At 41.0% G+C, this 24041-nt stretch carries 14 protein-coding genes, 5 tRNA genes, 3 rRNA genes and 2 pseudogenes; 20 read left to right on the forward strand and 4 right to left on the reverse strand.

Translation table 11 applies throughout. From position 1 onward, the window contains the following. Nucleotides 1–99 precede the first annotated feature (99 nt). Both map and glnD read left to right on the forward strand, forming a co-directional pair. Nucleotides 100–903 carry a type I methionyl aminopeptidase gene (map, locus tag EL215_RS07270; RefSeq protein ID WP_126471180.1) on the forward strand — a complete coding sequence of 268 codons (804 nt, stop codon included), beginning with the start codon at nt 100–102 and terminating at the stop codon, nt 901–903. Between the two features lie 61 nt (nt 904–964). Beyond that, on the forward strand, nt 965–3550 hold the full coding sequence (gene glnD / locus EL215_RS07275) for a bifunctional uridylyltransferase/uridylyl-removing protein GlnD (RefSeq protein WP_126471181.1): 2586 nt from the start codon (nt 965–967) through the stop codon (nt 3548–3550). Nucleotides 3551–3596: 46 nt separating this feature from the next. On the opposite strand, the gene hemL is transcribed toward glnD, so the two are convergent. Continuing rightward, nucleotides 3597–4880 carry a glutamate-1-semialdehyde 2,1-aminomutase gene (gene hemL, locus EL215_RS07280; protein ID WP_049357386.1) on the reverse strand — a complete coding sequence of 428 codons (1284 nt, stop codon included), beginning with the start codon at nt 4878–4880 and terminating at the stop codon, nt 3597–3599. Between the two features lie 121 nt (nt 4881–5001). Between hemL and wecA the strand changes: the two genes are divergently transcribed. The 15 genes and pseudogenes from wecA to rnd all read left to right on the forward strand — a co-directional run bounded on the left by wecA (nt 5002) and on the right by rnd (nt 18325). Further along, entirely contained in the window at nt 5002–6066 is a 1065-nt protein-coding gene (gene wecA / locus EL215_RS07285) for a UDP-N-acetylglucosamine--undecaprenyl-phosphate N-acetylglucosaminephosphotransferase (protein ID WP_049357384.1), read from the forward strand. Between the two features lie 181 nt (nt 6067–6247). Further along, nucleotides 6248–6324: transfer RNA gene (locus tag EL215_RS07290), tRNA-Arg, on the forward strand. A gap of 28 nt (nt 6325–6352) precedes the next feature. After that, nucleotides 6353–6428, forward strand: a tRNA-His gene (locus EL215_RS07295). Nucleotides 6429–6452: 24 nt separating this feature from the next. After that, nucleotides 6453–6529 (forward strand) — tRNA-Pro (locus EL215_RS07300). 172 nt (nt 6530–6701) lie between these two features. Beyond that, nucleotides 6702–8241 (forward strand): 16S ribosomal RNA (locus EL215_RS07305). 82 nt (nt 8242–8323) lie between these two features. After that, a tRNA-Ile gene (locus EL215_RS07310) sits at nt 8324–8400 on the forward strand. A gap of 53 nt (nt 8401–8453) precedes the next feature. Continuing rightward, a tRNA-Ala gene (locus EL215_RS07315) sits at nt 8454–8529 on the forward strand. Nucleotides 8530–8760: 231 nt separating this feature from the next. Then, nucleotides 8761–11657, forward strand: a 23S ribosomal RNA gene (locus tag EL215_RS07320). A 144-nt stretch (nt 11658–11801) separates the two neighbouring features. Further along, a 5S ribosomal RNA gene (gene rrf, locus EL215_RS07325) occupies nt 11802–11917 on the forward strand. The 16S, 23S and 5S rRNA genes sit together here with 5 tRNA genes alongside, the layout of an rRNA operon. Before the next feature lie 122 nt (nt 11918–12039). After that, nucleotides 12040–12165: pseudogene (locus tag EL215_RS07330) on the forward strand (peptide deformylase); the annotation flags it as partial. 5 nt (nt 12166–12170) lie between these two features. Further along, nucleotides 12171–14093, forward strand: a complete 1923-nt coding sequence (locus EL215_RS07335; protein ID WP_126471182.1) for a DNA repair helicase YoaA — start codon at nt 12171–12173, stop codon at nt 14091–14093. Between the two features lie 2 nt (nt 14094–14095). After that, on the forward strand, nt 14096–14806 hold the full coding sequence (gene tsaB / locus EL215_RS07340) for a tRNA (adenosine(37)-N6)-threonylcarbamoyltransferase complex dimerization subunit type 1 TsaB (protein WP_126471183.1): 711 nt from the start codon (nt 14096–14098) through the stop codon (nt 14804–14806). 20 nt (nt 14807–14826) lie between these two features. Then, nucleotides 14827–15369 carry a Slp family lipoprotein gene (locus tag EL215_RS07345; RefSeq protein WP_126471184.1) on the forward strand — a complete coding sequence of 181 codons (543 nt, stop codon included), beginning with the start codon at nt 14827–14829 and terminating at the stop codon, nt 15367–15369. A 46-nt stretch (nt 15370–15415) separates the two neighbouring features. Further along, on the forward strand, nt 15416–17104 hold the full coding sequence (gene fadD / locus EL215_RS07350) for a long-chain-fatty-acid--CoA ligase FadD (RefSeq protein WP_126471185.1): 1689 nt from the start codon (nt 15416–15418) through the stop codon (nt 17102–17104). Between the two features lie 69 nt (nt 17105–17173). Continuing rightward, complete coding sequence (gene rnd, locus EL215_RS07355) at nt 17174–18325, forward strand: ribonuclease D (RefSeq protein WP_126471186.1); 1152 nt, start codon at nt 17174–17176, stop codon at nt 18323–18325. Nucleotides 18326–18412: 87 nt separating this feature from the next. Here rnd and pta read toward each other — a convergent pair whose 3' ends face one another. The 3 genes and pseudogenes from pta to EL215_RS07365 form a co-directional block, all read right to left on the reverse strand. Further along, nucleotides 18413–19510 carry a phosphate acetyltransferase gene (pta, locus tag EL215_RS07360; protein WP_420026303.1) on the reverse strand — a complete coding sequence of 366 codons (1098 nt, stop codon included), beginning with the start codon at nt 19508–19510 and terminating at the stop codon, nt 18413–18415. 27 nt (nt 19511–19537) lie between these two features. Continuing rightward, nucleotides 19538–19864, reverse strand: a pseudogene (locus tag EL215_RS10460) (AAA family ATPase); the annotation flags it as partial. Nucleotides 19865–19929: 65 nt separating this feature from the next. Beyond that, nucleotides 19930–21135 (reverse strand): acetate kinase, encoded by a 1206-nt coding sequence (locus EL215_RS07365; protein ID WP_126471188.1) that lies wholly within the window; start codon nt 21133–21135, stop codon nt 19930–19932. Between the two features lie 221 nt (nt 21136–21356). On the opposite strand from EL215_RS07365, the gene yfbV reads away from it, so the two are divergent. The 3 genes from yfbV to purF all read left to right on the forward strand — a co-directional run bounded on the left by yfbV (nt 21357) and on the right by purF (nt 23927). Continuing rightward, nucleotides 21357–21803, forward strand: a complete 447-nt coding sequence (gene yfbV, locus EL215_RS07370; RefSeq protein WP_126471189.1) for a terminus macrodomain insulation protein YfbV — start codon at nt 21357–21359, stop codon at nt 21801–21803. A gap of 104 nt (nt 21804–21907) precedes the next feature. Then, entirely contained in the window at nt 21908–22399 is a 492-nt protein-coding gene (locus tag EL215_RS07375; RefSeq protein ID WP_049355871.1) for a CvpA family protein, read from the forward strand. 10 nt (nt 22400–22409) lie between these two features. Then, nucleotides 22410–23927: an amidophosphoribosyltransferase gene (gene purF / locus EL215_RS07380; RefSeq protein WP_126471190.1), complete on the forward strand. Its 1518-nt coding sequence runs from the start codon at nt 22410–22412 to the stop codon at nt 23925–23927. The last annotated feature ends 114 nt before the right edge of the window (nt 23928–24041 follow it).

Here is a 24041-nt window from a genome sequence, read left to right on the forward strand (position 1 = left end):
AATCCTTGTATTATCTAATAACCTGTTAATTCATTCAAGATTTTTCACGGAATTAGTGCTATTATATGCGAATAAATCAGAATTAAATAAGGAGAAATAATGGGCATTCCATTAAGAACTGAAGAAGAAATTATTAAGTTACGTGAAGCGTGTAAATTAGCGTCTGATGTCTTGGTCATGATCGAACCTTATGTAAAAGAAGGGGTGACCACAGGTGAATTGGATCGCATTTGTCATGATTACATGGTGAATGTACAAAAAGTGATTCCAGCCTGCTTAAATTATCATGGTTTCCCGAAAGCAACCTGTATTTCTATAAATGAAGTGGTTTGCCATGGTATTCCAAGCGACGATAAAAAATTAAAACAGGGCGATATTGTCAATATTGATGTGACCGTGATTAAAGACGGTTATTTCGGAGACAACTCTAAAATGTATGTCGTGGGTGAAACCAATATTCGTAGCCAAAAATTAGTTGAAGCGGCACAAGAAGCGCTTTATGTGGGATTACGTACGGTTAAGCCAGGTATTCGTTTAAATGAAATTGGTAAAGCGGTACAAAAATATACCGAAAGCCAAGGTTTTAGCGTGGTGCGTGAGTATTGCGGTCACGGTGTGGGAACTGAATTCCACTGTGAACCGCAAGTATTACACTATTATGCCGATGATGGCGGCGTGATTTTAAAACCAGGTATGGTATTCACCATTGAGCCAATGATTAATGCGGGTAAAAAAGAAGTGCGCATTATGGGTGATGGTTGGACAGTAAAAACCAAAGACCGTAGCCATTCAGCGCAATATGAACACCAAATTGTTGTGACAGAAACAGGTTGTGAAGTGATGACAATCCGTGACGAAGAAATTACGGAAGGTAGAATTCAACGTATAATGAATAATCTTTAAGTTCAGCTAAAAGCCTACGTATAGTGGGCTTTTTTATAATTGTTTTGTTTGTGGAATACCTATGCTTTTTCCTTATCATTTCGATTCTCCACTCACGCCAAGTGCGGTCAAAATTCAGCGTGAAAATTTGAAGGAATTGGAACGTCAGCACTTTACTGATTATTCCATTTTTAATCTGATCGTTAACCGAACACAATTTTGTGATGATTTGTTAAAACAGCTTTGGCAGCAATTTGAATTAGATAAAGCTAATCTTACCTTAATTGCAGTAGGCGGTTATGGCAGACAAGAAATATTTCCTTTATCTGATTTGGATGTTCTTATTCTTTCAAAAGAAGAAAAAGGCATTGAAGCGGAAGAAAAAATTGCTCAGTTTGTGCAGTTCTTGTGGGATTGTGGATTCGACGTAGGGCATAGTGTTCGTTCTTTGGAAGAATGTGAAAAGGAAGGTAAACAAGACATTACTATTGCTACCAATTTGCTTGAGTCTCGTTATTTATCGGGAGATGTATCCCTTTTCAATGCTTTAGAGGAAATACTGAAAAAGCCAGATTTTTGGGCGGTAAAATCATTCTTTGATGCCAAAGTACAAGAACAAATTGAACGTTATCAGCGTTATCACAACACCAGTTATAATCTAGAACCCGATTTAAAATACAGTCCAGGTGGTTTACGGGATCTTCACCTTTTATATTGGATCGCCTTACGTCATACCGGAGAAATGACCCTTGATGGTATTTTGGAACGCGGCTTTATTTACCCATCAGAACACCAACAATTATTAGAGAGCCAAGAATTTTTATTCAAAGTGCGGTTCGCCTTACACTTGAGTTTAAAACGTTATGACAACCGACTGCTGTTTGAGCGTCAAATCAAAGTGAGCGAGATGCTTGGTTTTGAAGGCGACGGGAACCGTGGTGTCGAAAAAATGATGAAACGTTTTTTCCAAGCTTTACGCACGATTTCTCGTTTGACCGATATCCTGATTAAGCATTATAAAGCGCATTTTTTATCTTCAAACGGGGAGGAATCAGTTCACCATTTGGATAACGATTTTGAAATAGTGAATCAAAGTTTGTGTTTACGCAAGGAGGACGTGTTTTTACGTTCACCGGATCGTATTTTGGATCTTTTTTTCTATCTTACGCAGCATGAACAAGCCGAAATTCATTCCTCAACATTACGTCAACTTCAGATTGCGTTGGAAAGTTTGACGAAGAAATTGTGTGATATTCCTGAAGCAAGGGAGAAGTTTATTCGGTTATTTAATCAACCGAAAGCGATTCAGCGTGCATTCCTCCCAATGCACCAATATGGTGTGTTAACGGCTTATTTGCCACAATGGCAGGGGATTGAAGGCTTAATGCAATTTGATCTCTTCCATATTTACACCGTGGATGAGCATACCTTGCGAGTGATGTTGAAATTGGAAAGTTTCTTGGCCAAAAATGAGGCAGAATCTCATCCCATTTGCCATCAAATATTTAGTCAAATTTCTGACCGCTCTTTGCTTTATGTTGCCGCACTTTTCCATGATATAGCGAAAGGGCGAGGGGGTGATCATGCAGAGTTAGGGGCTGAAGACATCGCTGACTTTGCTCGTTTGCATGGTTTTGATCGTCGAGAAATTGAAACAATGATCTGGTTGGTGAAAGAACATCTGCTCATGTCAATTACTGCACAGCGTCGAGATATTCATGATCCGGAAGTCGTGATGAACTTTGCAGAAAATATGCAAAATCGTGTTCGTTTAGATTATCTTACTTGTCTGACCGTTGCGGATATTTGTGCGACAAATGGCACATTATGGAATAGCTGGAAGCGTTCTCTTTTTGCCTCTTTATACGACTATACGGCGCAACAATTCCGACAAGGGATGGATTTGTTATTAGATAGTGAAGAAAAAATCCTTGAAAATCGTCAATTGGCGTTGGCAATTTTATCCGAAGAAAAAACAGAATTATCGGAAGAGAAAATTTCAGCGTTGTGGCAACATTGCCCATCTGATTATTTCTTGCGAAATAGTCCAAAACAAATTGCGTGGCATACCGAGTTATTAGCTGAATTTGATGGTGAAGTACTCGTTAAAATCAGTAACCGTTTTTCTTCCGGCGGAACAGAAATTTTTGTTTATTGTCCCGATCAAGCTAATTTGTTTAATAAAGTGGTCTCAACTATTGGCACGAAAAAATTTAGTATTCATGATGCGCAAATTTTAACATCCGATGATGGCTACGTATTCGATAGTTTTATCATCACAGAATTAAATGGTGAATTGGTTCGTTCAGAACGTCGCCGAGAATTAGAGACGGTATTAACCTCTGTTTTATTAGGCAAAAAATTGCCATCCATGTCTTTTGCTAATAATCGACAGTTGCAACATTTCACCGTAAAAACAGATGTACGTTTTTTGAAAGAAACTAAAAAAGAGCATACCGAATTAGAAGTGGTGGCTTTAGATAAACCTGGTTTATTGGCTCAAATCAGTCAAATTTTTAGCGAGTTAAAACTCAATATTTGTAATGCAAAAATCACGACTGTAGGGGAAAAAGCCGAAGACTTCTTCATTCTGACAAATGAAAAAGGCACAGCATTAACCGAAGAGGAAAGGGGATTGTTAGAAAAAGTGCTCTATGAACGTTTATAATATGAAATAAAAAAGTGCGGTTAAATTTAACCACACTTTTTATATTTTAAGCCACTGCGGCAAATGCAATATCAGCAGCAGTAAGCGTTTTTTCAATGTCTTCATTTGTGTGTGCTAAAGACATAAAGCCTGCTTCAAAAGCAGAAGGTGCAAGATAAACGCCTTGATCGAGCATTTTGTGGAAGAACACTTTGAATTTTTCGGTATCACATTTCATGACTTCTGCATAAGAGGTAACTTGTTTTTGGTTAGTGAAGAAAATACCAAACATGCCGCCTACATGATTAATCACAAATGGTACATTGTGTTTTTGGGCTAATGCTTTTAAGCCATCACAAAGTTTAGTGGTTAATTCTGCAAGGTGTTGCTCGTTACCTGCTTTTTTCAATTCGGTTAAACAGGCTAAACCTGCCGCCATTGCAATCGGGTTACCTGAAAGAGTACCTGCTTGATAAACAGGGCCGGTTGGTGCGAGGTGTTGCATAATCACTTTTTTACCGCCAACAGCACCCACTGGCATACCGCCACCAATGACTTTACCTAATGTGGTAAGATCAGGTGTTACACCATAGTAAGCTTGTGCACCCGCAAGTGAAACACGGAAACCAGTCATGACTTCATCAATAATGAAAAGTGCACCATATTGGTCACAGATTTCGCGAATGCCTTGTAAGAAACCTTCTTTTGGCGGAATACAGTTCATGTTGCCTGCAACAGGTTCAATAATCACACAAGCGATGTCGTTAGGAAATTCTTCAAATAATTTTTTAACAGAATCAAAATTGTTATATTCTGCAGTTAAAGTGTGTTTTGCAAAATCTTCAGGCACACCTGGTGAGCTTGGTTGACCAAGTGTTAACGCACCCGATCCAGCTTTTACTAAAAGTGAATCAGAATGACCATGGTAACAACCTTCAAATTTTAGAATTTTGCTTCTATTTGTATAACCACGCGCAAGACGAATAGCAGTCATGGTTGCTTCAGTACCAGAACTCACCATACGAACCATTTCAATAGATGGTACAAGCTCACAGACTAATTCCGCTAAATCAATTTCAGAGGGAGTTGGTGCACCAAAGCTTAAACCATTCTCTGCTGCTTTTAATACAGCATCTAAAATAGCAGGGTGGTTATGGCCTAAAATCATTGGCCCCCAAGAACCCACATAATCGATATATTGTTTGCCTTCGGTATCATAAATATAAGCGCCTTTGGCTTTTTGAATGAATACAGGTGTACCACCTACGCCTTTAAAGGCACGAACAGGGGAGTTTACACCACCAGGAATAACTTCTTGTGCACGAGAGAAAAGTGCGGTTGATTTTGTCATGATTTTTAATCCTTATATTAAAAGTGGGCATATTGTACTAAAAAACTGAATTTGAGAAAAATCTTTGTGTGCTGATTTTTCTTTATGTTATCCTTTGCAAAAAATTTTTAGGATACAAACTATGCTAAGTCTTATTGTAACTTTCTTAGGCGCATTTTTAACCTTGATTGTGATGCGACCAATTGCGAATAAAATTGGCTTGGTGGATAAACCAAATTATCGTAAGCGTCATCAAGGTGCAATTCCGCTGATTGGCGGTGTTTCTCTTTTTATGGGAAACCTTTGCTATTATTTGATGGAGTGGGATCAACTTCGTTTACCTTATCTTTATATATTCAGTATTTTTATTCTACTCGCAATCGGTATCTTAGATGACCGCTTTGATATTAGCCCTTTCTTACGTGCAGGGATTCAAGCGGTACTTGCGATTTTAATGATCGACTTAGGCAATGTTTATTTAGATCATTTAGGTCAAATTCTTGGGCCATTCCAATTAACGCTTGGTTCTATCGGATTGATTATTACCGTATTTGCCACAATCGCGATTATTAATGCCTTTAATATGATTGATGGTATTGATGGATTGCTAGGTGGATTGTCTATTGTTTCATTTGCAGCTATTGGTATCTTGATGTTCCGTGATGGACAGATGGATATGGCATATTGGAGTTTTGGCTTAATTGTAGCGATTTTACCTTATCTATTATTAAACTTAGGGATTCCGTTTGGGCCAAAATATAAAGTGTTCATGGGCGATGCAGGAAGTACTTTAATTGGCTTTACTATTATTTGGATTCTACTTTTAAGTACGCAAGGGAAAGGGCATCCGATGAATCCAGTGACTGCACTTTGGATTATTGCTGTTCCTTTAATTGATATGGTGGCCATCATTTATCGCCGTTTACGCAAAGGAAAAAGTCCATTCCGTCCGGATCGTTTACACGTACACCACTTAATGGTTCGTGCAGGATTAACCTCTCGCCAAGCTTTTTTATTAATTACCTTCTTTGCGGCCATTTGTGCCACAATCGGGATCTTAGGTGAAATCTTCTACATTAATGAATGGGCAATGTTTATTGCATTTATTGTATTATTCTTCCTTTATGCTTATTCAATTACAAAAGCATGGAAAATCACTCGTTGGGTACGAAGAATGAAACGTCGAGCACGTCGTAACAAGAAATAAATTAAATAAAGAGGATAGCAATTTGCTATCCTTTTTTACGTTTTAGCATTAAAAATAAACGAATGCATAATAAATTCTATACAAATTGAACAAAAATTTATCTTTTGATATTTTTTTTCAAAAAAGTGCTAGACAAGGTATTTAGAAATCATTAATATACGCCCCGCAACGACGCAGTAACGCGTTCGTAGCTCAGTTGGATAGAGCGTTGGCCTCCGGAGCCAAAGGTCGCAAGTTCGAATCTTGTCGAGCGCGCCAGAAGTCAATGCGGTACAACTAATCAATGGTGGCTATAGCTCAGTTGGTAGAGCCCTGGATTGTGATTCCAGTTGTCGTGGGTTCGAATCCCATTAGCCACCCCATCTTCTCTTGATTGAGAAATCTGACGGCGAGTAGCGCAGCTTGGTAGCGCAACTGGTTTGGGACCAGTGGGTCGTAGGTTCAAATCCTATCTCGCCGACCAATTTGTTTTTTGCTCTTTAACAATATATCAGACAATCTGTGTGGGCACTTGTTGATTGACTTGTTTTAAAAATATTTTTTAATTTTGAAGTCTTAATAGGTGCTAACTAGAAATTCATAATACTTTTTTAAGTAGTGACATTTTATGTCAGCAGTATTGAGCGATTGAACTTGAATTGAAGAGTTTGATCATGGCTCAGATTGAACGCTGGCGGCAGGCTTAACACATGCAAGTCGAACGGTAACATAAAGAAGCTTGCTTCTTTGATGACGAGTGGCGGACGGGTGAGTAATGCTTGGGAATCTGGCTTATGGAGGGGGATAACTACGGGAAACTGTAGCTAATACCGCGTAATATCGAAAGATTAAAGTGTGGGACCTTCGGGCCACATGCCATAGGATGAGCCCAAGTGGGATTAGGTAGTTGGTGAGGTAAAGGCTCACCAAGCCGACGATCTCTAGCTGGTCTGAGAGGATGACCAGCCACACTGGGACTGAGACACGGCCCAGACTCCTACGGGAGGCAGCAGTGGGGAATATTGCGCAATGGGGGCAACCCTGACGCAGCCATGCCGCGTGAATGAAGAAGGCCTTCGGGTTGTAAAGTTCTTTCGGTAGTGAGGAAGGTGGTTAGTTTAATAGGCTAGCCAATTGACGTTAACTACAGAAGAAGCACCGGCTAACTCCGTGCCAGCAGCCGCGGTAATACGGAGGGTGCGAGCGTTAATCGGAATAACTGGGCGTAAAGGGCACGCAGGCGGACTTTTAAGTGAGGTGTGAAAGCCCCGGGCTTAACCTGGGAATTGCATTTCAGACTGGGAGTCTAGAGTACTTTAGGGAGGGGTAGAATTCCACGTGTAGCGGTGAAATGCGTAGAGATGTGGAGGAATACCGAAGGCGAAGGCAGCCCCTTGGGAATGTACTGACGCTCATGTGCGAAAGCGTGGGGAGCAAACAGGATTAGATACCCTGGTAGTCCACGCTGTAAACGATGTCGATTTGGGGGTTGAACTTTGAGTTTGGCGCCCGTAGCTAACGTGATAAATCGACCGCCTGGGGAGTACGGCCGCAAGGTTAAAACTCAAATGAATTGACGGGGGCCCGCACAAGCGGTGGAGCATGTGGTTTAATTCGATGCAACGCGAAGAACCTTACCTACTCTTGACATCCAGAGAACATTCCAGAGATGGATTGGTGCCTTCGGGAACTCTGAGACAGGTGCTGCATGGCTGTCGTCAGCTCGTGTTGTGAAATGTTGGGTTAAGTCCCGCAACGAGCGCAACCCTTATCCTTTGTTGCCAGCGATTCGGTCGGGAACTCAAAGGAGACTGCCGGTGATAAACCGGAGGAAGGTGGGGATGACGTCAAGTCATCATGGCCCTTACGAGTAGGGCTACACACGTGCTACAATGGCGTATACAGAGGGAAGCGAGAGTGCGAGCTGGAGCGAATCTCACAAAGTACGTCTAAGTCCGGATTGGAGTCTGCAACTCGACTCCATGAAGTCGGAATCGCTAGTAATCGCAAATCAGAATGTTGCGGTGAATACGTTCCCGGGCCTTGTACACACCGCCCGTCACACCATGGGAGTGGGTTGTACCAGAAGTAGATAGCTTAACCTTTTGGAGGGCGTTTACCACGGTATGATTCATGACTGGGGTGAAGTCGTAACAAGGTAACCGTAGGGGAACCTGCGGTTGGATCACCTCCTTACCAAAAACGAGAGACAATAAGTGTCCACACAGATTGATTGATATATTGTAGACAATATCGAGCAGAAAGTCGTTATTCCCTTGGGTCTGTAGCTCAGGTGGTTAGAGCGCACCCCTGATAAGGGTGAGGTCGGTGGTTCAAGTCCACTCAGACCCACCACTCAAACTGAGTGAGTGATGAAGGTGAATAAGGTAATAAATAAACGATGACATGGGGATATAGCTCAGCTGGGAGAGCGCCTGCCTTGCACGCAGGAGGTCAGCGGTTCGATCCCGCTTATCTCCACCACTTATCATCGTTAAGTAAATTGAGTTTTTACACTTAATGAGTTTATTTAACGATGATAACTGAAAATGTTATTTCTGTTCTTTAACAACCAGGAAACAAGCTGAAAAACTGAAGAGACTTTCAAGTCCTTAAAGGATAAGAAAAAGTCTGAGTAAGAATAAAATCTTGATTGAACAAAAGCAATCAAGTGTTTAGTTGAAAACGCAACATCAAGAATTTTTGAGGTTGTATAGTTAAGTGACTAAGCGTACAAGGTGGATGCCTTGGCAATCAGAGGCGAAGAAGGACGTGCTAATCTGCGAAAAGCTTGGATGAGTCGATAAGAGGCGTTTAATCCAAGATGTCCGAATGGGGAAACCCAGTAGATGAAGAATCTACTATCACTTACTGAATACATAGGTAAGTGAGGCAAACCGGGAGAACTGAAACATCTAAGTACCCCGAGGAAAAGAAATCAACCGAGATTTCGTTAGTAGCGGCGAGCGAACGCGAAGGAGCCTGTTAGTGATAATGACAGAGACAGAGGAACAAGCTGGGAAGTTTGGCGATACAGGGTGATAGCCCCGTACTCGAAGTCCAGGTCATGGTACTAAGCTAACGATAAGTAGGGCGGGACACGTGATATCCTGTTTGAAGATGGGGGGACCATCCTCCAAGGCTAAATACTCCTGATTGACCGATAGTGAACCAGTACTGTGAAGGAAAGGCGAAAAGAACCCCGGTGAGGGGAGTGAAATAGAACCTGAAACCTTGTACGTACAAGCAGTGGGAGCCTGAAAGGGTGACTGCGTACCTTTTGTATAATGGGTCAGCGACTTATATTTTGTAGCGAGGTTAACCGAATAGGGGAGCCGAAGGGAAACCGAGTCTTAACTGGGCGAATAGTTGCAAGGTATAGACCCGAAACCCGGTGATCTAGCCATGGGCAGGTTGAAGGTTGGGTAACACTAACTGGAGGACCGAACCGACTAATGTTGAAAAATTAGCGGATGACTTGTGGCTGGGGGTGAAAGGCCAATCAAACCGGGAGATAGCTGGTTCTCCCCGAAATCTATTTAGGTAGAGCCTTGAGCGGACACCTTCGGGGGTAGAGCACTGTTTCGGCTAGGGGTCCATCCCGGATTACCAACCCGATGCAAACTACGAATACCGAAGAGTGATAGTCAGGAGACACACGGCGGGTGCTAACGTCCGTCGTGGAGAGGGAAACAACCCAGACCGCCAGCTAAGGTCCCAAAGTCTATATTAAGTGGGAAACGAAGTGGGAAGGCTTAGACAGCTAGGATGTTGGCTTAGAAGCAGCCATCATTTAAAGAAAGCGTAATAGCTCACTAGTCGAGTCGGCCTGCGCGGAAGATGTAACGGGGCTCAAATATAGCACCGAAGCTGCGGCATCAGACGAAAGTCTGTTGGGTAGGGGAGCGTTCTGTAAGCGGATGAAGGTGAATCGAGAGGTTTGCTGGACGTATCAGAAGTGCGAATGCTGACATAAGTAACGATAAAACGGGTGAAAAACCCGTTCGCCGGAAGACCAAGGGTTCCTGTCCAACGTTAATCGGGGCAGGGTGAGTCGGCCCCTAAGGCGAGGCTGAAAAGCGTAGTCGATGGGAAACGGGTTAATATTCCCGTACTTGGATAAACTGCGATGTGGGGACGGAGCAGGTTAGGTTATCGCACTGTTGGATATGTGCGTTTAAGTTTGTAGGTGTGAAGTTTAGGCAAATCCGGACTTCTTTAACACTGAGAGATGATGACGAGGCTCTACGGAGCTGAAGTAACCGATACCACACTTCCAGGAAAAGCCACTAAGCTTCAGGTTTATCTAAACCGTACTGAAAACCGACACAGGTGGTCAGGTAGAGAATACTCAGGCGCTTGAGAGAACTCGGGTGAAGGAACTAGGCAAAATAGCACCGTAACTTCGGGAGAAGGTGCACCGGCATAGATTGTAGTCCCTAGCGGATGAAGGTTGAACCGGTCGAAGATACCAGCTGGCTGCAACTGTTTATTAAAAACACAGCACTCTGCAAACACGAAAGTGGACGTATAGGGTGTGATGCCTGCCCGGTGCTGGAAGGTTAATTGATGGTGTAATCGAAAGAGAAGCTCCTGATCGAAGCCCCAGTAAACGGCGGCCGTAACTATAACGGTCCTAAGGTAGCGAAATTCCTTGTCGGGTAAGTTCCGACCTGCACGAATGGCATAATGATGGCCAGGCTGTCTCCACCCGAGACTCAGTGAAATTGAAATCGCCGTGAAGATGCGGTGTACCCGCGGCTAGACGGAAAGACCCCGTGAACCTTTACTATAGCTTGACACTGAACATTGAATTTTGATGTGTAGGATAGGTGGGAGACTTAGAAGTAGTCACGCCAGTGATTATGGAGTCGTCCTTGAAATACCACCCTTTAACGTTTGATGTTCTAACGAAGATTACGAAACGTGGTCTCGGACAGTGTCTGGTGGGTAGTTTGACTGGGGCGGTCTCCTCCCAAAGAGTAACGGAGGAGCACGAAGGTTTGCTAATGACGGTCGGACATCGTCAGGTTAGTGCAATGGTATAAGCAAGCTTAACTGCGAGACGGACAAGTCGAGCAGGTACGAAAGTAGGTCATAGTGATCCGGTGGTTCTGAATGGAAGGGCCATCGCTCAACGGATAAAAGGTACTCCGGGGATAACAGGCTGATACCGCCCAAGAGTTCATATCGACGGCGGTGTTTGGCACCTCGATGTCGGCTCATCACATCCTGGGGCTGAAGTAGGTCCCAAGGGTATGGCTGTTCGCCATTTAAAGTGGTACGCGAGCTGGGTTTAGAACGTCGTGAGACAGTTCGGTCCCTATCTGCCGTGGGCGTTGGAGAATTGGTTGGGGCTGCTCCTAGTACGAGAGGACCGGAGTGGACGCACCACTGGTGTTCCGGTTGTGTCGCCAGACGCATTGCCGGGTAGCTAAGTGCGGAAGAGATAAGTGCTGAAAGCATCTAAGCACGAAACTTGCCAAGAGATGAGTTCTCCCAGATTATAAATCTGTAAGGGTTGTTTAAGACTAAGACGTAGATAGGTCTGGTGTGTAATCGGTGCGAGCCGTTGAGCTAACAGATACTAATTGCCCGAGAGGCTTAACTATACAACGCTCAAGGGTTTTGGGTGTTGAGAAGACGAAACAAACTCAGAGAAGAAAGAGAAGAAGAAAGTTTTTAGGTAAATCAGCTTGTTTGGTTGTGAGCGCTAGAGATAGCGGAACAGAGAGAAAAGTTATTAGAGGAATAATCCTGGCGGCGATAGAGCGGTGGTCCCACCTGACCCCATACCGAACTCAGAAGTGAAACGCCGATGCGCCGATGGTAGTGTGGGGCTTCCCCATGTGAGAGTAGGACACCGCCAGGTACTGAATTAGAACCCCGAGCTGAATGGCTTGGGGTTTTTGTTTATGGAGTTTTCAATATTTTAGCAAAGCGTTGATTCTATGATACAATCATCGCTGTAATTTTTATAAAACAAGAGAAAATATGACCGCACTTAATGTATTAATTTATCCAGATGATCACCTAAAAATTGTTTGTGAGCCAGTTGTCGAAGTCAATGATGACATTCGCAAGATTGTAGATGATATCTTTGATACGATGTACCAACAAGCATCATGAAAAAACAGATAAGTAAAATTTTTTCCAGTGATGGCGAATTGAGTAAGAATATCAAAGGATTTAAGCCACGAGCAGAACAGCTCGAAATGGCTCAATCAGTAGGATATGCTATTCAAAATAAGCGACCGCTTGTTGTAGAAGCTGGAACAGGTACTGGAAAGACTTTTGCTTATTTAGCTCCGGCACTTATTGCAGGAAAGAAAACGATTATCTCAACTGGCTCTAAAAATCTACAAGATCAACTCTTTTCAAGAGATCTTCCTGCCATAAAAAAAGCCTTAAATTATTCTGGCAAAATTGCATTATTGAAAGGGCGATCCAATTACTTATGTTTGGAACGACTGGATCAAGTTATTGCTCAAGGTGTGCTTGGGGATAAATCTGTTTTAGCCGATTTAAGTAAAGTAAGAAAATGGAATAATGCGACGAAAACAGGCGATTTAACAGAATGTATTGAATTGGCTGAAGACAGCCCAATTTTGCCTCAATTGACGAGCACGGCAGAAAGTTGTTTAGGAACAGATTGTCCTAACTACGCTGAATGCTATGTTGCACAAGCTCGCAAAAAAGCGTTAAATGCAGATCTCGTTGTTGTAAATCATCATCTTTTCTTTGCTGATATGGCGGTAAAAGAAAGTGGCTTTGGTGAGCTTATTCCCAATGCAGAAGTTATTATTTTTGATGAAGCACATCAACTTCCCGATATTGCTAGCCAGTATTTTGGTCAATCATTAACATCTCGCCAGCTATTTGATTTATGCAAAGATATCAATATTGTTTATCGAACCGAATTGAAAGATATGCCGCAGCTTGGCACTACTGCAGATACATTGCTTAAAGTTATTCAAGATTTCCGTCTTCTTCTTGGGGAAGGAAATCAGCGAGGAAATTGGCGTGAGCTATTTAAGCAAAGTGCGGTTAAAAAATCCGTCGAATTATTGCAAGAAAAAATTGAGTTTCTTTCTGAAGTTATCAAGATTGCATTAGGTCGCTCTCAGACTTTAGATAGTATTTTTGAGCGCACTGAAAGTATTAAGAATCAATTAATTCGTCTTTGTGATACGGCCATTGTTGGCTATTGTTATTGGTACGAAAGTATGGGACGACAATTTGGTTTGCATATTACACCACTAACAGTCGCAGATAAATTTGGTGAACAACTAAATAATAAAGAAGCCGCTTGGATTTTTACTTCAGCGACTCTTGAAGTCGGTGGCACTTTTAATCATTTCTGTCAGCGACTTGGTATTGAGCAAGCAGAACAAAAAATTCTTCACAGTCCTTTTGATTATCCTAATCAATCGCTACTTTGCGTACCACGGTATTTACCTGCAACGAATCAAAATAATACGTTACAATCTCTTGGTGAAATGTTGTTGCCTATCATCGATGCGAATAAAGGGCGATGCTTTATGCTTTGTACTTCTTATTTAATGATGAGAGGTCTGGCAGAGTATTTTAGAGAAAAGAGTGAGCTTTCTATCTTATTACAAGGTGAAATGCCTAAAGCAAAATTACTCGAACAATTTATTAATGAAACCCATAGTGTGCTAGTTGCTACTTCTAGCTTTTGGGAAGGCGTGGATGTCCGTGGTGATGCACTTTCCTTGGTCATTATTGATAAATTGCCTTTTACCGCACCAGATGAACCTTTGCTAAAAGCGCGTATTGAAGATTGTCGATTGCAAGGTGGCGATCCATTTAATGATATACAGATCCCTGAAGCGGTTATTACGCTGAAACAAGGTGTAGGACGCCTAATTCGAGATGTAACAGATCGTGGTGCGGTAATTATTTGTGATAATCGTCTTGTTATGCGAAATTACGGAGAAACCTTTCTAAAAAGTTTACCTAATTCAACCCGTACCCGAGATCTCAACAAAGTGGTACAATTCTTACAAAATGAGAAAATGGATTAATAATGAAAAATATCACCTTATTAGCACTTGATACTTCAACAGAAGCCTGTTCTGTTGCACTTTGGCATAAAGGCGAAAAAACACATTTAGATGAATTAGCACAACGTACACATACAAAACGTATTCTTCCAATGGTTGATGAGTTGCTCGCTAATTCAGGTATCAATTTGAAGCAGGTGGATGCGTTAGCATTTGGACGCGGTCCTGGTAGTTTTACTGGTGTTCGTGTCGGTGCAGGGATTGCTCAAGGGCTTGCATTTGGTGCTGATTTACCTGTTATTGCGGTATCAAATTTAACAGCAATGGCTCAGGCTGCATTTGAATTACATCAAGCTGAAAATGTGGTAGCTGCCATTGATGCGAGAATGAATGAAGTTTATTTTTCTCAAGTAAAACGAGAAAAAGTGCGCTCAGAATTGGGTGAGTTTTTCCAATGGAATCCTGTTATAGAAGAACAAGTTTGCCAACCTGAAAAAGTGCTTGAACAGCTTTCAGATTTAACCGCCTATCAAGTCGGAACAGGTTGGGCAGCGTATCCTCAATTTAAAGACAGTGGTTTAGGAGGGAGTGATATTATTTTACCTTCTGCACAATATATGCTTGAGCTTGCTTTAACAGATTATGCACAGAATAAAGTCATATCTGCCTTAGAAATTGAACCGGTTTATTTGCGTAATGAAGTGACTTGGAAAAAATTACCTGGGCGTGAATAATTTTCAAAAAGGAGTTGAAGATGAATAAAAAAACGATTTTAGTTTTAACCGCACTTTCGATCACATTAGTGGGATGTGTTAATGCACCAAGAGGACTGGAAAAAGAACAGTTTACTTTAAAATCATTATCTTCAATTCTGCAGAGTGATTATAGCTGTCAGTGCAAATCAATTCGTTTAGGCGGAAAAGTATTAACAGCACAAGCCCAGCCGAATAAAACTAAAATTGAAGTATTAAGCTATCCAGTTTACTCAACCTCAGCAAAACCCATGATTGATGAACAACCTAATGGACGTTTCATTACTTATCTTGATGGTTTTGTTGAGCCAGAAAGCTTAAAAGATCAATTTATTACAATTGGCGGCACCTTACTGAAAACAGAACAAGGCAAGGTTGATCAGGCAAGCTACACTTACCCTGTAATTCAAACCAATCACTATCGTGTCTGGAAGCTTTCTCAAAGCTATTACTATCCAGATGATATGTGGGAGAATTGGGGCTTTTGGGGTCGACGACCGTATTATTGGTATGGCGAGCCTGAAATTCGCTATTATCTCTACTAACTAAATGATAAAATTAAGAAAATTTTCCAAAGAATAAGGATAAAAAATGGAAAAAGTTTGGTTTCAAAATTATCCAGAAGGTTCACCTACCACGCTGGATACATCTAAGTATGATTCGATTCTCGATATTTTAGATAAAGCAATTCGTGAGCACCCAGACCGTCCCGCTTATATCAACATGGGGCAGGTTTTAACATTTCGTAAATTAGAAGAGCGCAGCCGTGCATTTGCAGCTTATTTACAAAATGAATTAAAGTTAGAACGTGGTGAGCGTGTTGCATTGATGATGCCGAATTTATTGCAATATCCTATTGCGCTGTTCGGTATCTTACGTGCGGGCTTAGTTGTGGTAAATGTGAATCCACTTTATACCCCTCGTGAATTAGAACATCAGTTAGAAGATAGCGGTGCCACGGCGATTGTCGTTGTTTCAAACTTCGCCTCAACCTTAGAAAAAATCGTGTTTAATACTAAAGTGAAACACGTGATTTTGACAAGAATGGGTGATCAGCTTTCTTTTGGTAAGCGTAATTTGGTCAATTTTGTGGTGAAATATGTCAAAAAGTTAGTACCAAAATATAAATTACCGAATGCTGTAACGTTCCGTGAAGTGTTAAGTGTTGGTAAATATCGCCAATATGTCCGCCCTCAAGTGGATCGTAAAGATTTAGCCTTCCTACAATATACAGGTGGTACAACGGGTGTTGCTAAAGGCGCAATGCTGACACATGGTAATATTATTACCAATATTTTCCAAGCGAAGTGGATTGCAGAGCCATTTATTGGCGATCATACCAAGCAACGCATTGCCGTACTGGCTTTACCGCTTTATCATGTTTTTGCCTTAACGGTAAACTGTTTACTCTTCTTAGAGCTTGGCGTTACCGCGCTCTTAATTACGAACCCACGTGATATTGATGGTTTTGTTAAAGAGCTCAAAAAATACCGTTTTGAAGCGATTACAGGGGTGAATACCTTGTTTAATGCGCTACTTAATAATGAAAATTTCAAAGAAGTAGATTTTTCACGATTAAAACTTTCTGTTGGTGGCGGTATGGCGATCCAACAATCGGTCGCAACACGCTGGCATGATTTAACCGGCTGTAACATCATCGAAGGTTACGGCATGACAGAATGTTCACCGTTAATTGCTGCTTGTCCGATTAATGTGGTGAAACACAATGGTACAATCGGTGTACCTGTGCCAAATACCGATATTAAAATTATCAAAGATGATGGCTCGGAAGCACAACTTGGTGAAGCTGGAGAGCTTTGGGTTAAAGGTGAACAAGTCATGCGTGGTTATTGGCAACGGCCTGAAGCGACTGCTGAAGTGCTTCAAGATGGTTGGATGGCAACGGGTGATATCGTCATTATGGACGAGAGCTATAGCCTCCGTATTGTTGACCGCAAAAAAGATATGATCTTAGTTTCAGGCTTTAATGTTTATCCAAATGAAATCGAAGATGTGGTGATGCTAAATTATAAAGTTGCTGAAGTGGTTGCTATTGGTGTACCACATGAAGTGTCGGGAGAAACCATCAAAATCTTTGTTGTGAAGAAAGATGATAGCCTCACGCGTGATGAATTGCGCCAGCATTGCCGACAACATCTGACGGGTTATAAAGTCCCGAAAGATATTGAGTTTCGCGATGAATTACCAAAAAGTAATGTAGGCAAAATTTTACGACGCGTACTGCGTGATGAAGAAATAGCAAAACGCTCACAACATTAATTTAATCAGGGATATGTGTTCATATCCCTGTTTAGTCTTTACCTCTATTTGAAAATACATCCTATTACAATGATAAAAGAATGCCAAAATCAACCGCAGTTTACATTAATTCAAAATAATGAAGAGCTCGCTCAGGTTTGTCAGTTAGCACGTCAGCAAAGTGCGGTCGCTTTAGATACCGAATTTATGCGGGTATCGACCTATTATCCTAAATTAGGATTAATTCAACTTTATGATAGTGAACGAGTTTCATTGATCGATCCTTTATCGATTACTGATTTTTCACCTTTTGTAGAATTATTACATGATCAAGAGGTAATAAAAATTTTGCATGCTTGTAATGAAGATTTATTGGTTTTCTTACAAGAATTTGATGCGCTTCCACAACCTATGATGGATACACAAATCATGGCGCGTTTCCTAGGTTTTGCTAATTCAGCGGGCCTGGCTAAACTTGTGTTGCATTATTTGGGCGTTGAAATGGATAAAGGGGCAACACGTACAAACTGGCTAAAACGCCCGCTTTCTCCCGTACAGCTACAATATGCTGCAGGGGATGTATGGTATCTCTTACCAGTCTATCAAAAAATGCAAATAGAATTAGCAGAATCTCCTTGGTTTCAAGCGGTAATTGATGATTGCCAGCTTGCGATTTCGAAAACCAGTAAATTAGACGATCGCGATCCAGACAAAGCTTATTTGGATATTCCGAATGTTTGGAAATTGAATCCGCTCGAATTAGCGCGTTTACAGCTATTGGCAAAATGGCGACAAGAAACCGCAATGTCACGAAACTTAGCTCTTTCTTATGTGGTGAAATCAGACAACCTTTGGAAAGTAGCCAAAAATAATCCTCGTAATACATTAGAAATGTTAGCGCTTGGATTATCTGAAAATGAAGTGCGTGTACGTGGCAAAAAAATGCTTCAATTATTAGCACAAAGCCGTCGAATTTCACCTTATGATTATCCTACACGTTTAGTGCGCATTGTGGATGATCCTCGTTATAAAAAGGCAATTCGATTGTTACAAGAAAAAGCTTATGAACTGACCCCAAAAGGATTAACCCTTGATATTCTGGCGAGTAAACGAAATTTAGAAGATCTCATTAAATGGGTTTGGCTAAAAAATGAAGATATGACCAAACAGCCCGATCTGCTTTTAGGGTGGCGAAGAGAAATTGGCTTGAAGCTGGTTGAATACTTAAAATCTGTAGAATAGCCATTAAAAACGATCCTAAAAATAACCGCACTTTGAATCATCAAAAGCGCGGTTATTTTCTTTAGTGTTTTACAACGAAGGCTTTAATTAAGCTTGAGTTGCTTGGATCGCAGTTAATGCGATGGTGTAGACGATATCATCTACTAATGCACCACGAGATAAGTCATTAACCGGTTTACGCATACCTTGAAGCATTGGACCTACTGCCACTAAATCAGCAGAACGTTGAACTGCTTTATAGCCGATGTTACCTGCGTTGATATCAGGGAATACAAAGACGTTTGCTTGACCAGCCACTTTAGAGTTTGGCGCTTTAGAAGCGGCTACATCTTTCATTACTGCCGCATCGTATTGTAATGGACCATCGATTAATAAATCAGGACGTTTTTCTTGTGCAATACGCGTTGCTTCTTTCACTTTCTCTACAGATTGGCCTGAACCAGAAGTACCGGTTGAGTAAGAAAGCATTGCGACTTTTGGATTTAAACCAAATGCTTTTGCAGATTCAGCTGATTGGATTGCGATTTCAGCCAGTTGTTCAGCGGTTGGTTCTGGGTTTACTGCACAGTCACCATACACTAATACTTGGTCTGGTAATAACATGAAGAATACAGACGAGATAATTGAGCTACCTGGTGCTGTTTTGATGATTTGCATCGGTGGACGAATGGTATTTGCAGTGGTGTGAACGGCACCAGAGACTAAACCATCTACTTCGCCCGCTTCTAACATCATCGTACCTAATACAACGGTGTCTTCTAATTGCGCGCGCGCTTGTTCTTCCGTTAAACCTTTAGATTTACGTAATTCAACCAAACGAGCAACGTAGTTTTCGCGTACGTCAGCTGGATTGATGATCGTTACGTCAGCACCTAAAGTCACGCCTTGTTCTGCTGCAACTTTTTTCACGGATTCTGGATCCGCTAATAACACTGATTTTGCAATACCACGTTCAGCACAGATAGCTGCTGCTTTAACAGTACGAGGTTCATCACCTTCTGGTAATACGATGGTTTTACCTGCTTTGCGAGCTAAATCGGTTAATTTGAAACGGAATGCAGCTGGAGAAATACGCGCTTCTCGAGCAAGTGGTGCAGAGATTGCATTCGCTAGTGCTTGAGCATCTAAGGTTTTAATTTTGCCTGCTTGCGCACTAAATACACCTAAGATTTCAGCGTTGTTCACACCGCCAAATTCTGAAGCAACAGCTTCGACTAATGTGCCTTCTTCATTGTTTGCCACTAAGATAATTTGTGCATCTAAGGTTTGTGCAATTGCGAAGTTTAAGCTATTTGCAAAAGGCGCTTGAGCTGAAGGTTGAACACCTTTAACAACCACTAAATTTGCATTTAATGCTTGGAAATCAGCCACAATTTTTTCTAATAACACGTCTTTTTGATTATTTGCGATTAATGCTTGAGCGGCTTTTACATCTTCTACTGCATTGAATACGACGGCGCCTGTTGTTTTAGCTACGTCTAATGCTGCTGCTAAATTTGCATCTGCGCTAGTTGGAATAAGAATAACTGCTTTAGTCATTTTGATATACCTTTTAATGAATGAAAAAAACCTGCTGATTTCTCAGCAGGTCTGAAGAAAATTGATTAGCCCGCTAAACGTGCTGTATCTTGTGCAATGACTAATTCTTCGTTAGTTGGAAGAACGATTGCTTTGAATGCAGAATCATCAGCGGTAATTAAGCCCGATTTGCCAAAGCGAGCAGCAAGATTACGTTCTTGGTCTAATTTGATGCCAAATAATTTTAAGTGACCTAACGCTAATTCACGAACGTGAGCTGAGTTTTCACCGATACCACCCGTAAATGCAATCGCATCTAAGTGATCATCACCTAAAACAGCCATATATGCACCGATGTATTTTGCTAAACGGTAGCTGTAAACGTTTAATGCACGTTTTGCTTCTGGTTTAGATGCGTCATCATAGTTATCTTCTGCATAACGACAGTCGCTCGTTACTTCAGTTAAACCTAAAAGACCTGATTTTTTCACTAGGGTCTCTTCGATTTGCTCCATTGACATGCCTAAGTTTTTGTATAGATAGAAAATGATTGCAGGGTCGATGTCACCACAACGTGTACCCATCACTAAACCTTCTAATGGAGTTAAACCCATAGATGTATCGATACATTTACCGTTACGAACCACAGAAACAGAACCCCCATTACCTAAATGACAGATAATTGCGTTTACTTGATCTGCCGGTTTGCCTACGTATTCAGCCACTTCACGAGAAACGAAATAGTGGCTGGTACCGTGGGCACCGTAGCGACGTACGCCATGTTCTTTGTAAAGTGAGTATGGAAGCGCATACAAGAATGCTTCTTCAGGCATGGTTTGGTGGAATGCGGTATCAAATACGACAACGTTCTTATCTTTTAAGTGTGGGAATGTTTTGAATGCTTCACGGATACCAATTAAGTGAGCCGGGTTGTGAAGTGGTGCGAATTGCGCTGCATCTTCAATACCTTTAATCACTTCGTCTGTTACGACAACAGATTGGGTGTATTTCTCACCACCGTGAACGATACGGTGACCAATAGAGGTGATAGAGTTTTTAAGCTCATCAGTCATAATGTTTGATGCGATGAAGTTAAGAGCTTCAGTGTGCGCAGCTCCAGCACCTAAATCTGCACTACCTTTTTCACCGTTAAGTTTCCATTTGATACGAGCTTCAGGAAGATAAAATGCTTCGGCTAAGCCTGATAATTTTTCGTCACCTGTCGCAGGATCGAGGATTGCAAATTTTAATGAAGAACTACCACAGTTAAGGATGAGAACAAGTTTTGACATAGGAACCCTATTTTTTATTGAAGTTAATAAAAATCCATTCACAAGAAAGGACCACAAACATGGTATAGAATACACCTTTTGGCGAATAAAATAAAATAACACAAGTGTAAAAATACAATCTTTTCTTAAAAAAGTTGAAAATTTCAACAATTTCTAGTCAGGGATGACAATTAAACCTAAACTAGAGTATTATAAGTGCGGTTATTTTCAAGGATGTTTTTATGTCATCATTTTTTTCAACCTTAAAACAAGGGCAAGTTTATTTGCAAACGTGGCCATTAGAAGCGAAACTCGGCATGATTTTTCCGGAAAATCGCATTATTAAAGCCACAAAATTTGCACAAAAATTTATGCCTTTTATGGCAGTATTTGCAGTGGTCTGGCAGCAACTTTATGCCAAAGCAGATCTTACTGCATTTTCGATTGCTATTTTGACCGCAATTTGTGCATTAGCGATGCCATTTCAAGGTTTATATTGGTTGGGGAAACGAGCAAAATCACCCTTAGAACCGCAAAGTTCTCAGTGGTTTTATGAGATTAGTGAACGTTTGAGAAAACAACATGAAAGTTTGCCAACCGTGCAAGATAAACCGACATATCAGCACTTGGCAGAAGTATTACGAAAGGCGCAGCGAAAATTAGATAAAGCATTTTGGCAGGAAATCTAGTCAATTGCTTTAAATTTTATTAACGCAAACGTTTTCCTTTTGTGTTTTTTTATGTAGAATACTGCGGTCGCAATGGCGGCCCTTTTTAATTGAGAGATTATTTAATGATTGATTATATTATCATTGGTATTATTGCGTTTTCTGTTATCGTGAGTTTATTACGTGGATTTGTGCGAGAGGTGATGTCTCTTGCGAGTTGGGTCATTGCATTTATTGTTGCTAGCCAATTTTATCCTTATCTCGCTACCTATCTTACTCAAATCGGCTCCGACTATGTACGTAATGGTGCTGCAATCGGTATTTTGTTTGTGTTAACTTTAATTGTGGGTAGTGTTGTTAATTATGTAATTAGCCAATTAGTGAATAAAACAGGATTAACAGGAACTGATCGTGTGCTCGGTGCGGCATTTGGCTTAATTCGTGGTGCTTTAATTGTTGCAGCGATTTTATTTTTCCTAGATACCTTCACAAACTTTGAACAAACCGATTGGTGGAAAGAATCAAAATTGATTCCTCATTTTGGTTTTATTATTGAATGGTTTTTTCAACAACTACAAGCAAGCTCGAGTTTTTTAAACTCTACTTTTAAACAATAAGGTCGTCAATATGTGTGGAATTGTCGGTATCGTTAGCCAAAATGCGGTTAACGAATCCATTTATGCAGCATTAACTTTATTACAACATCGAGGCCAAGATGCAGCGGGGATTGTCACAATCGATGATGAAAACCGCTTTCGCTTACGTAAGTCAAATGGCCTTGTAAGCGATGTGTTCAGACAAGAACATATGTTACGTTTACAAGGCAATGCTGGGTTAGGACATGTGCGTTATCCAACAGCAGGTAGCTCAAGTGTATCAGAAGCTCAACCTTTCTATGTTAACTCACCTTATGGTTTAACCCTCGTTCACAATGGCAACTTAACCAATTCAGCCGAATTAAAAGATAAATTATTCAAAGACGCCCGCCGCCATGTGAATACTAATTCCGATTCAGAACTTCTTCTTAATATTCTCGCCAACCACCTAGACAGAATTAATAAATACCACCTCGATCCACAAGATATTTTTGATGCAGTTCGTGCCACACATAAAGATATCCGTGGTGCTTATGCATGCTTAGCCATGATTATTGGACATGGTATGGTGGCATTTCGCGATCCTTTTGGTATTCGTCCATTGGTATTAGGTCAGCGTGAAGAAAATGGCTCAGTAGAATATATGTTTGCTTCTGAAAGTGTTGCATTAGATGTGGCAGGTTTTGAATTTGTCCGTGATGTTGCGCCAGGTGAAGCCATTTATGTGACCTTTGATGGCAAACTCTATGCTGAGCAATGTGCCGAAAGTGCGGTCTTAAATCCGTGCATTTTTGAATATGTGTATTTTGCTCGCCCAGATTCGACGATAGATCGTGTATCTGTTTATGCGGCACGTGTTCACATGGGCGAATATTTAGGTAAAAAAATTGCAAAAGAATGGGCTGATGAAGTAGACAACATTGATGTCGTAATTCCTGTACCTGAAACTTCAACTGATATTGCATTACAGATTGCAAAAATTTTAGACAAACCTTATCGTCAAGGCTTTGTTAAAAACCGCTATGTTGGCCGTACGTTTATTATGCCTGGGCAAGCACAACGTATTAGCTCAGTTCGCCGTAAGCTCAATACGATTAAAGCTGAATTTAAAGATAAAAATGTATTGTTGGTTGATGATTCCATTGTTCGTGGAACAACATCAGAACAAATTGTATGTATGGCTCGCGCTGCGGGCGCAAAGAAAATTTACTTTGCTTCAGCTGCTCCAGAAATTCGTTATCCGAATGTGTACGGCATTGATATGCCAACAAAACAAGAGCTTATAGCCTGCGGTCGTAGTGTCGAAGAAATCGCGAAATTGATCGGAGTGGACAAATTGATCTTCCAAGATCTTGAAGCATTAACAGAATCCGTTCGTCAAGAAAACCCGGCAATTCAAGGTTTTGATTGTTCAGTATTTACTGGGGAATATATTACGGGCGATATCACGCCAGAATATCTCGATAACATTGCTTTTCAACGTAACGATTCAGCAAAGAAAAAACGTGAAAAAGATGCGAGTAATCTCGAAATCCATAATGAAGGATAAAACAGTCTAAAAGTATAAAGCACCAAATTCGATGAAGAGTTTGGTGCTTTTTCTTTTTAATTTAAAACGAAGAAAAAAATAACCGCACTTGATATATTTAAAGTGCGGTTATTT

Source organism: Haemophilus parainfluenzae, from assembly GCF_900638025.1.
GTDB classification, from domain to species: domain Bacteria; phylum Pseudomonadota; class Gammaproteobacteria; order Enterobacterales; family Pasteurellaceae; genus Haemophilus_D; species Haemophilus_D parainfluenzae_J.

What these genes read in the sequence shown, in the direction of transcription:
- glnD (WP_126471181.1), top strand. Translation starts at nt 965, where the DNA reads ATGCTTTTTCCTTATCATTTCGATTCTCCACTCACGCCAAGTGCGGTC.
- map (WP_126471180.1), top strand. Translation starts at nt 100, where the DNA reads ATGGGCATTCCATTAAGAACTGAAGAAGAAATTATTAAGTTACGTGAA.
- rnd (WP_126471186.1), top strand. Translation starts at nt 17,174, where the DNA reads ATGATAAAAGAATGCCAAAATCAACCGCAGTTTACATTAATTCAAAAT.
- fadD (WP_126471185.1), top strand. Translation starts at nt 15,416, where the DNA reads ATGGAAAAAGTTTGGTTTCAAAATTATCCAGAAGGTTCACCTACCACG.
- purF (WP_126471190.1), top strand. Translation starts at nt 22,410, where the DNA reads ATGTGTGGAATTGTCGGTATCGTTAGCCAAAATGCGGTTAACGAATCC.
- tsaB (WP_126471183.1), top strand. Translation starts at nt 14,096, where the DNA reads ATGAAAAATATCACCTTATTAGCACTTGATACTTCAACAGAAGCCTGT.
- wecA (WP_049357384.1), top strand. Translation starts at nt 5,002, where the DNA reads ATGCTAAGTCTTATTGTAACTTTCTTAGGCGCATTTTTAACCTTGATT.
- EL215_RS07365 (WP_126471188.1), bottom strand. Translation starts at nt 21,135, where the DNA reads ATGTCAAAACTTGTTCTCATCCTTAACTGTGGTAGTTCTTCATTAAAA.
- hemL (WP_049357386.1), bottom strand. Translation starts at nt 4,880, where the DNA reads ATGACAAAATCAACCGCACTTTTCTCTCGTGCACAAGAAGTTATTCCT.
- yfbV (WP_126471189.1), top strand. Translation starts at nt 21,357, where the DNA reads ATGTCATCATTTTTTTCAACCTTAAAACAAGGGCAAGTTTATTTGCAA.
- EL215_RS07335 (WP_126471182.1), top strand. Translation starts at nt 12,171, where the DNA reads ATGAAAAAACAGATAAGTAAAATTTTTTCCAGTGATGGCGAATTGAGT.
- EL215_RS07375 (WP_049355871.1), top strand. Translation starts at nt 21,908, where the DNA reads ATGATTGATTATATTATCATTGGTATTATTGCGTTTTCTGTTATCGTG.
- EL215_RS07345 (WP_126471184.1), top strand. Translation starts at nt 14,827, where the DNA reads ATGAATAAAAAAACGATTTTAGTTTTAACCGCACTTTCGATCACATTA.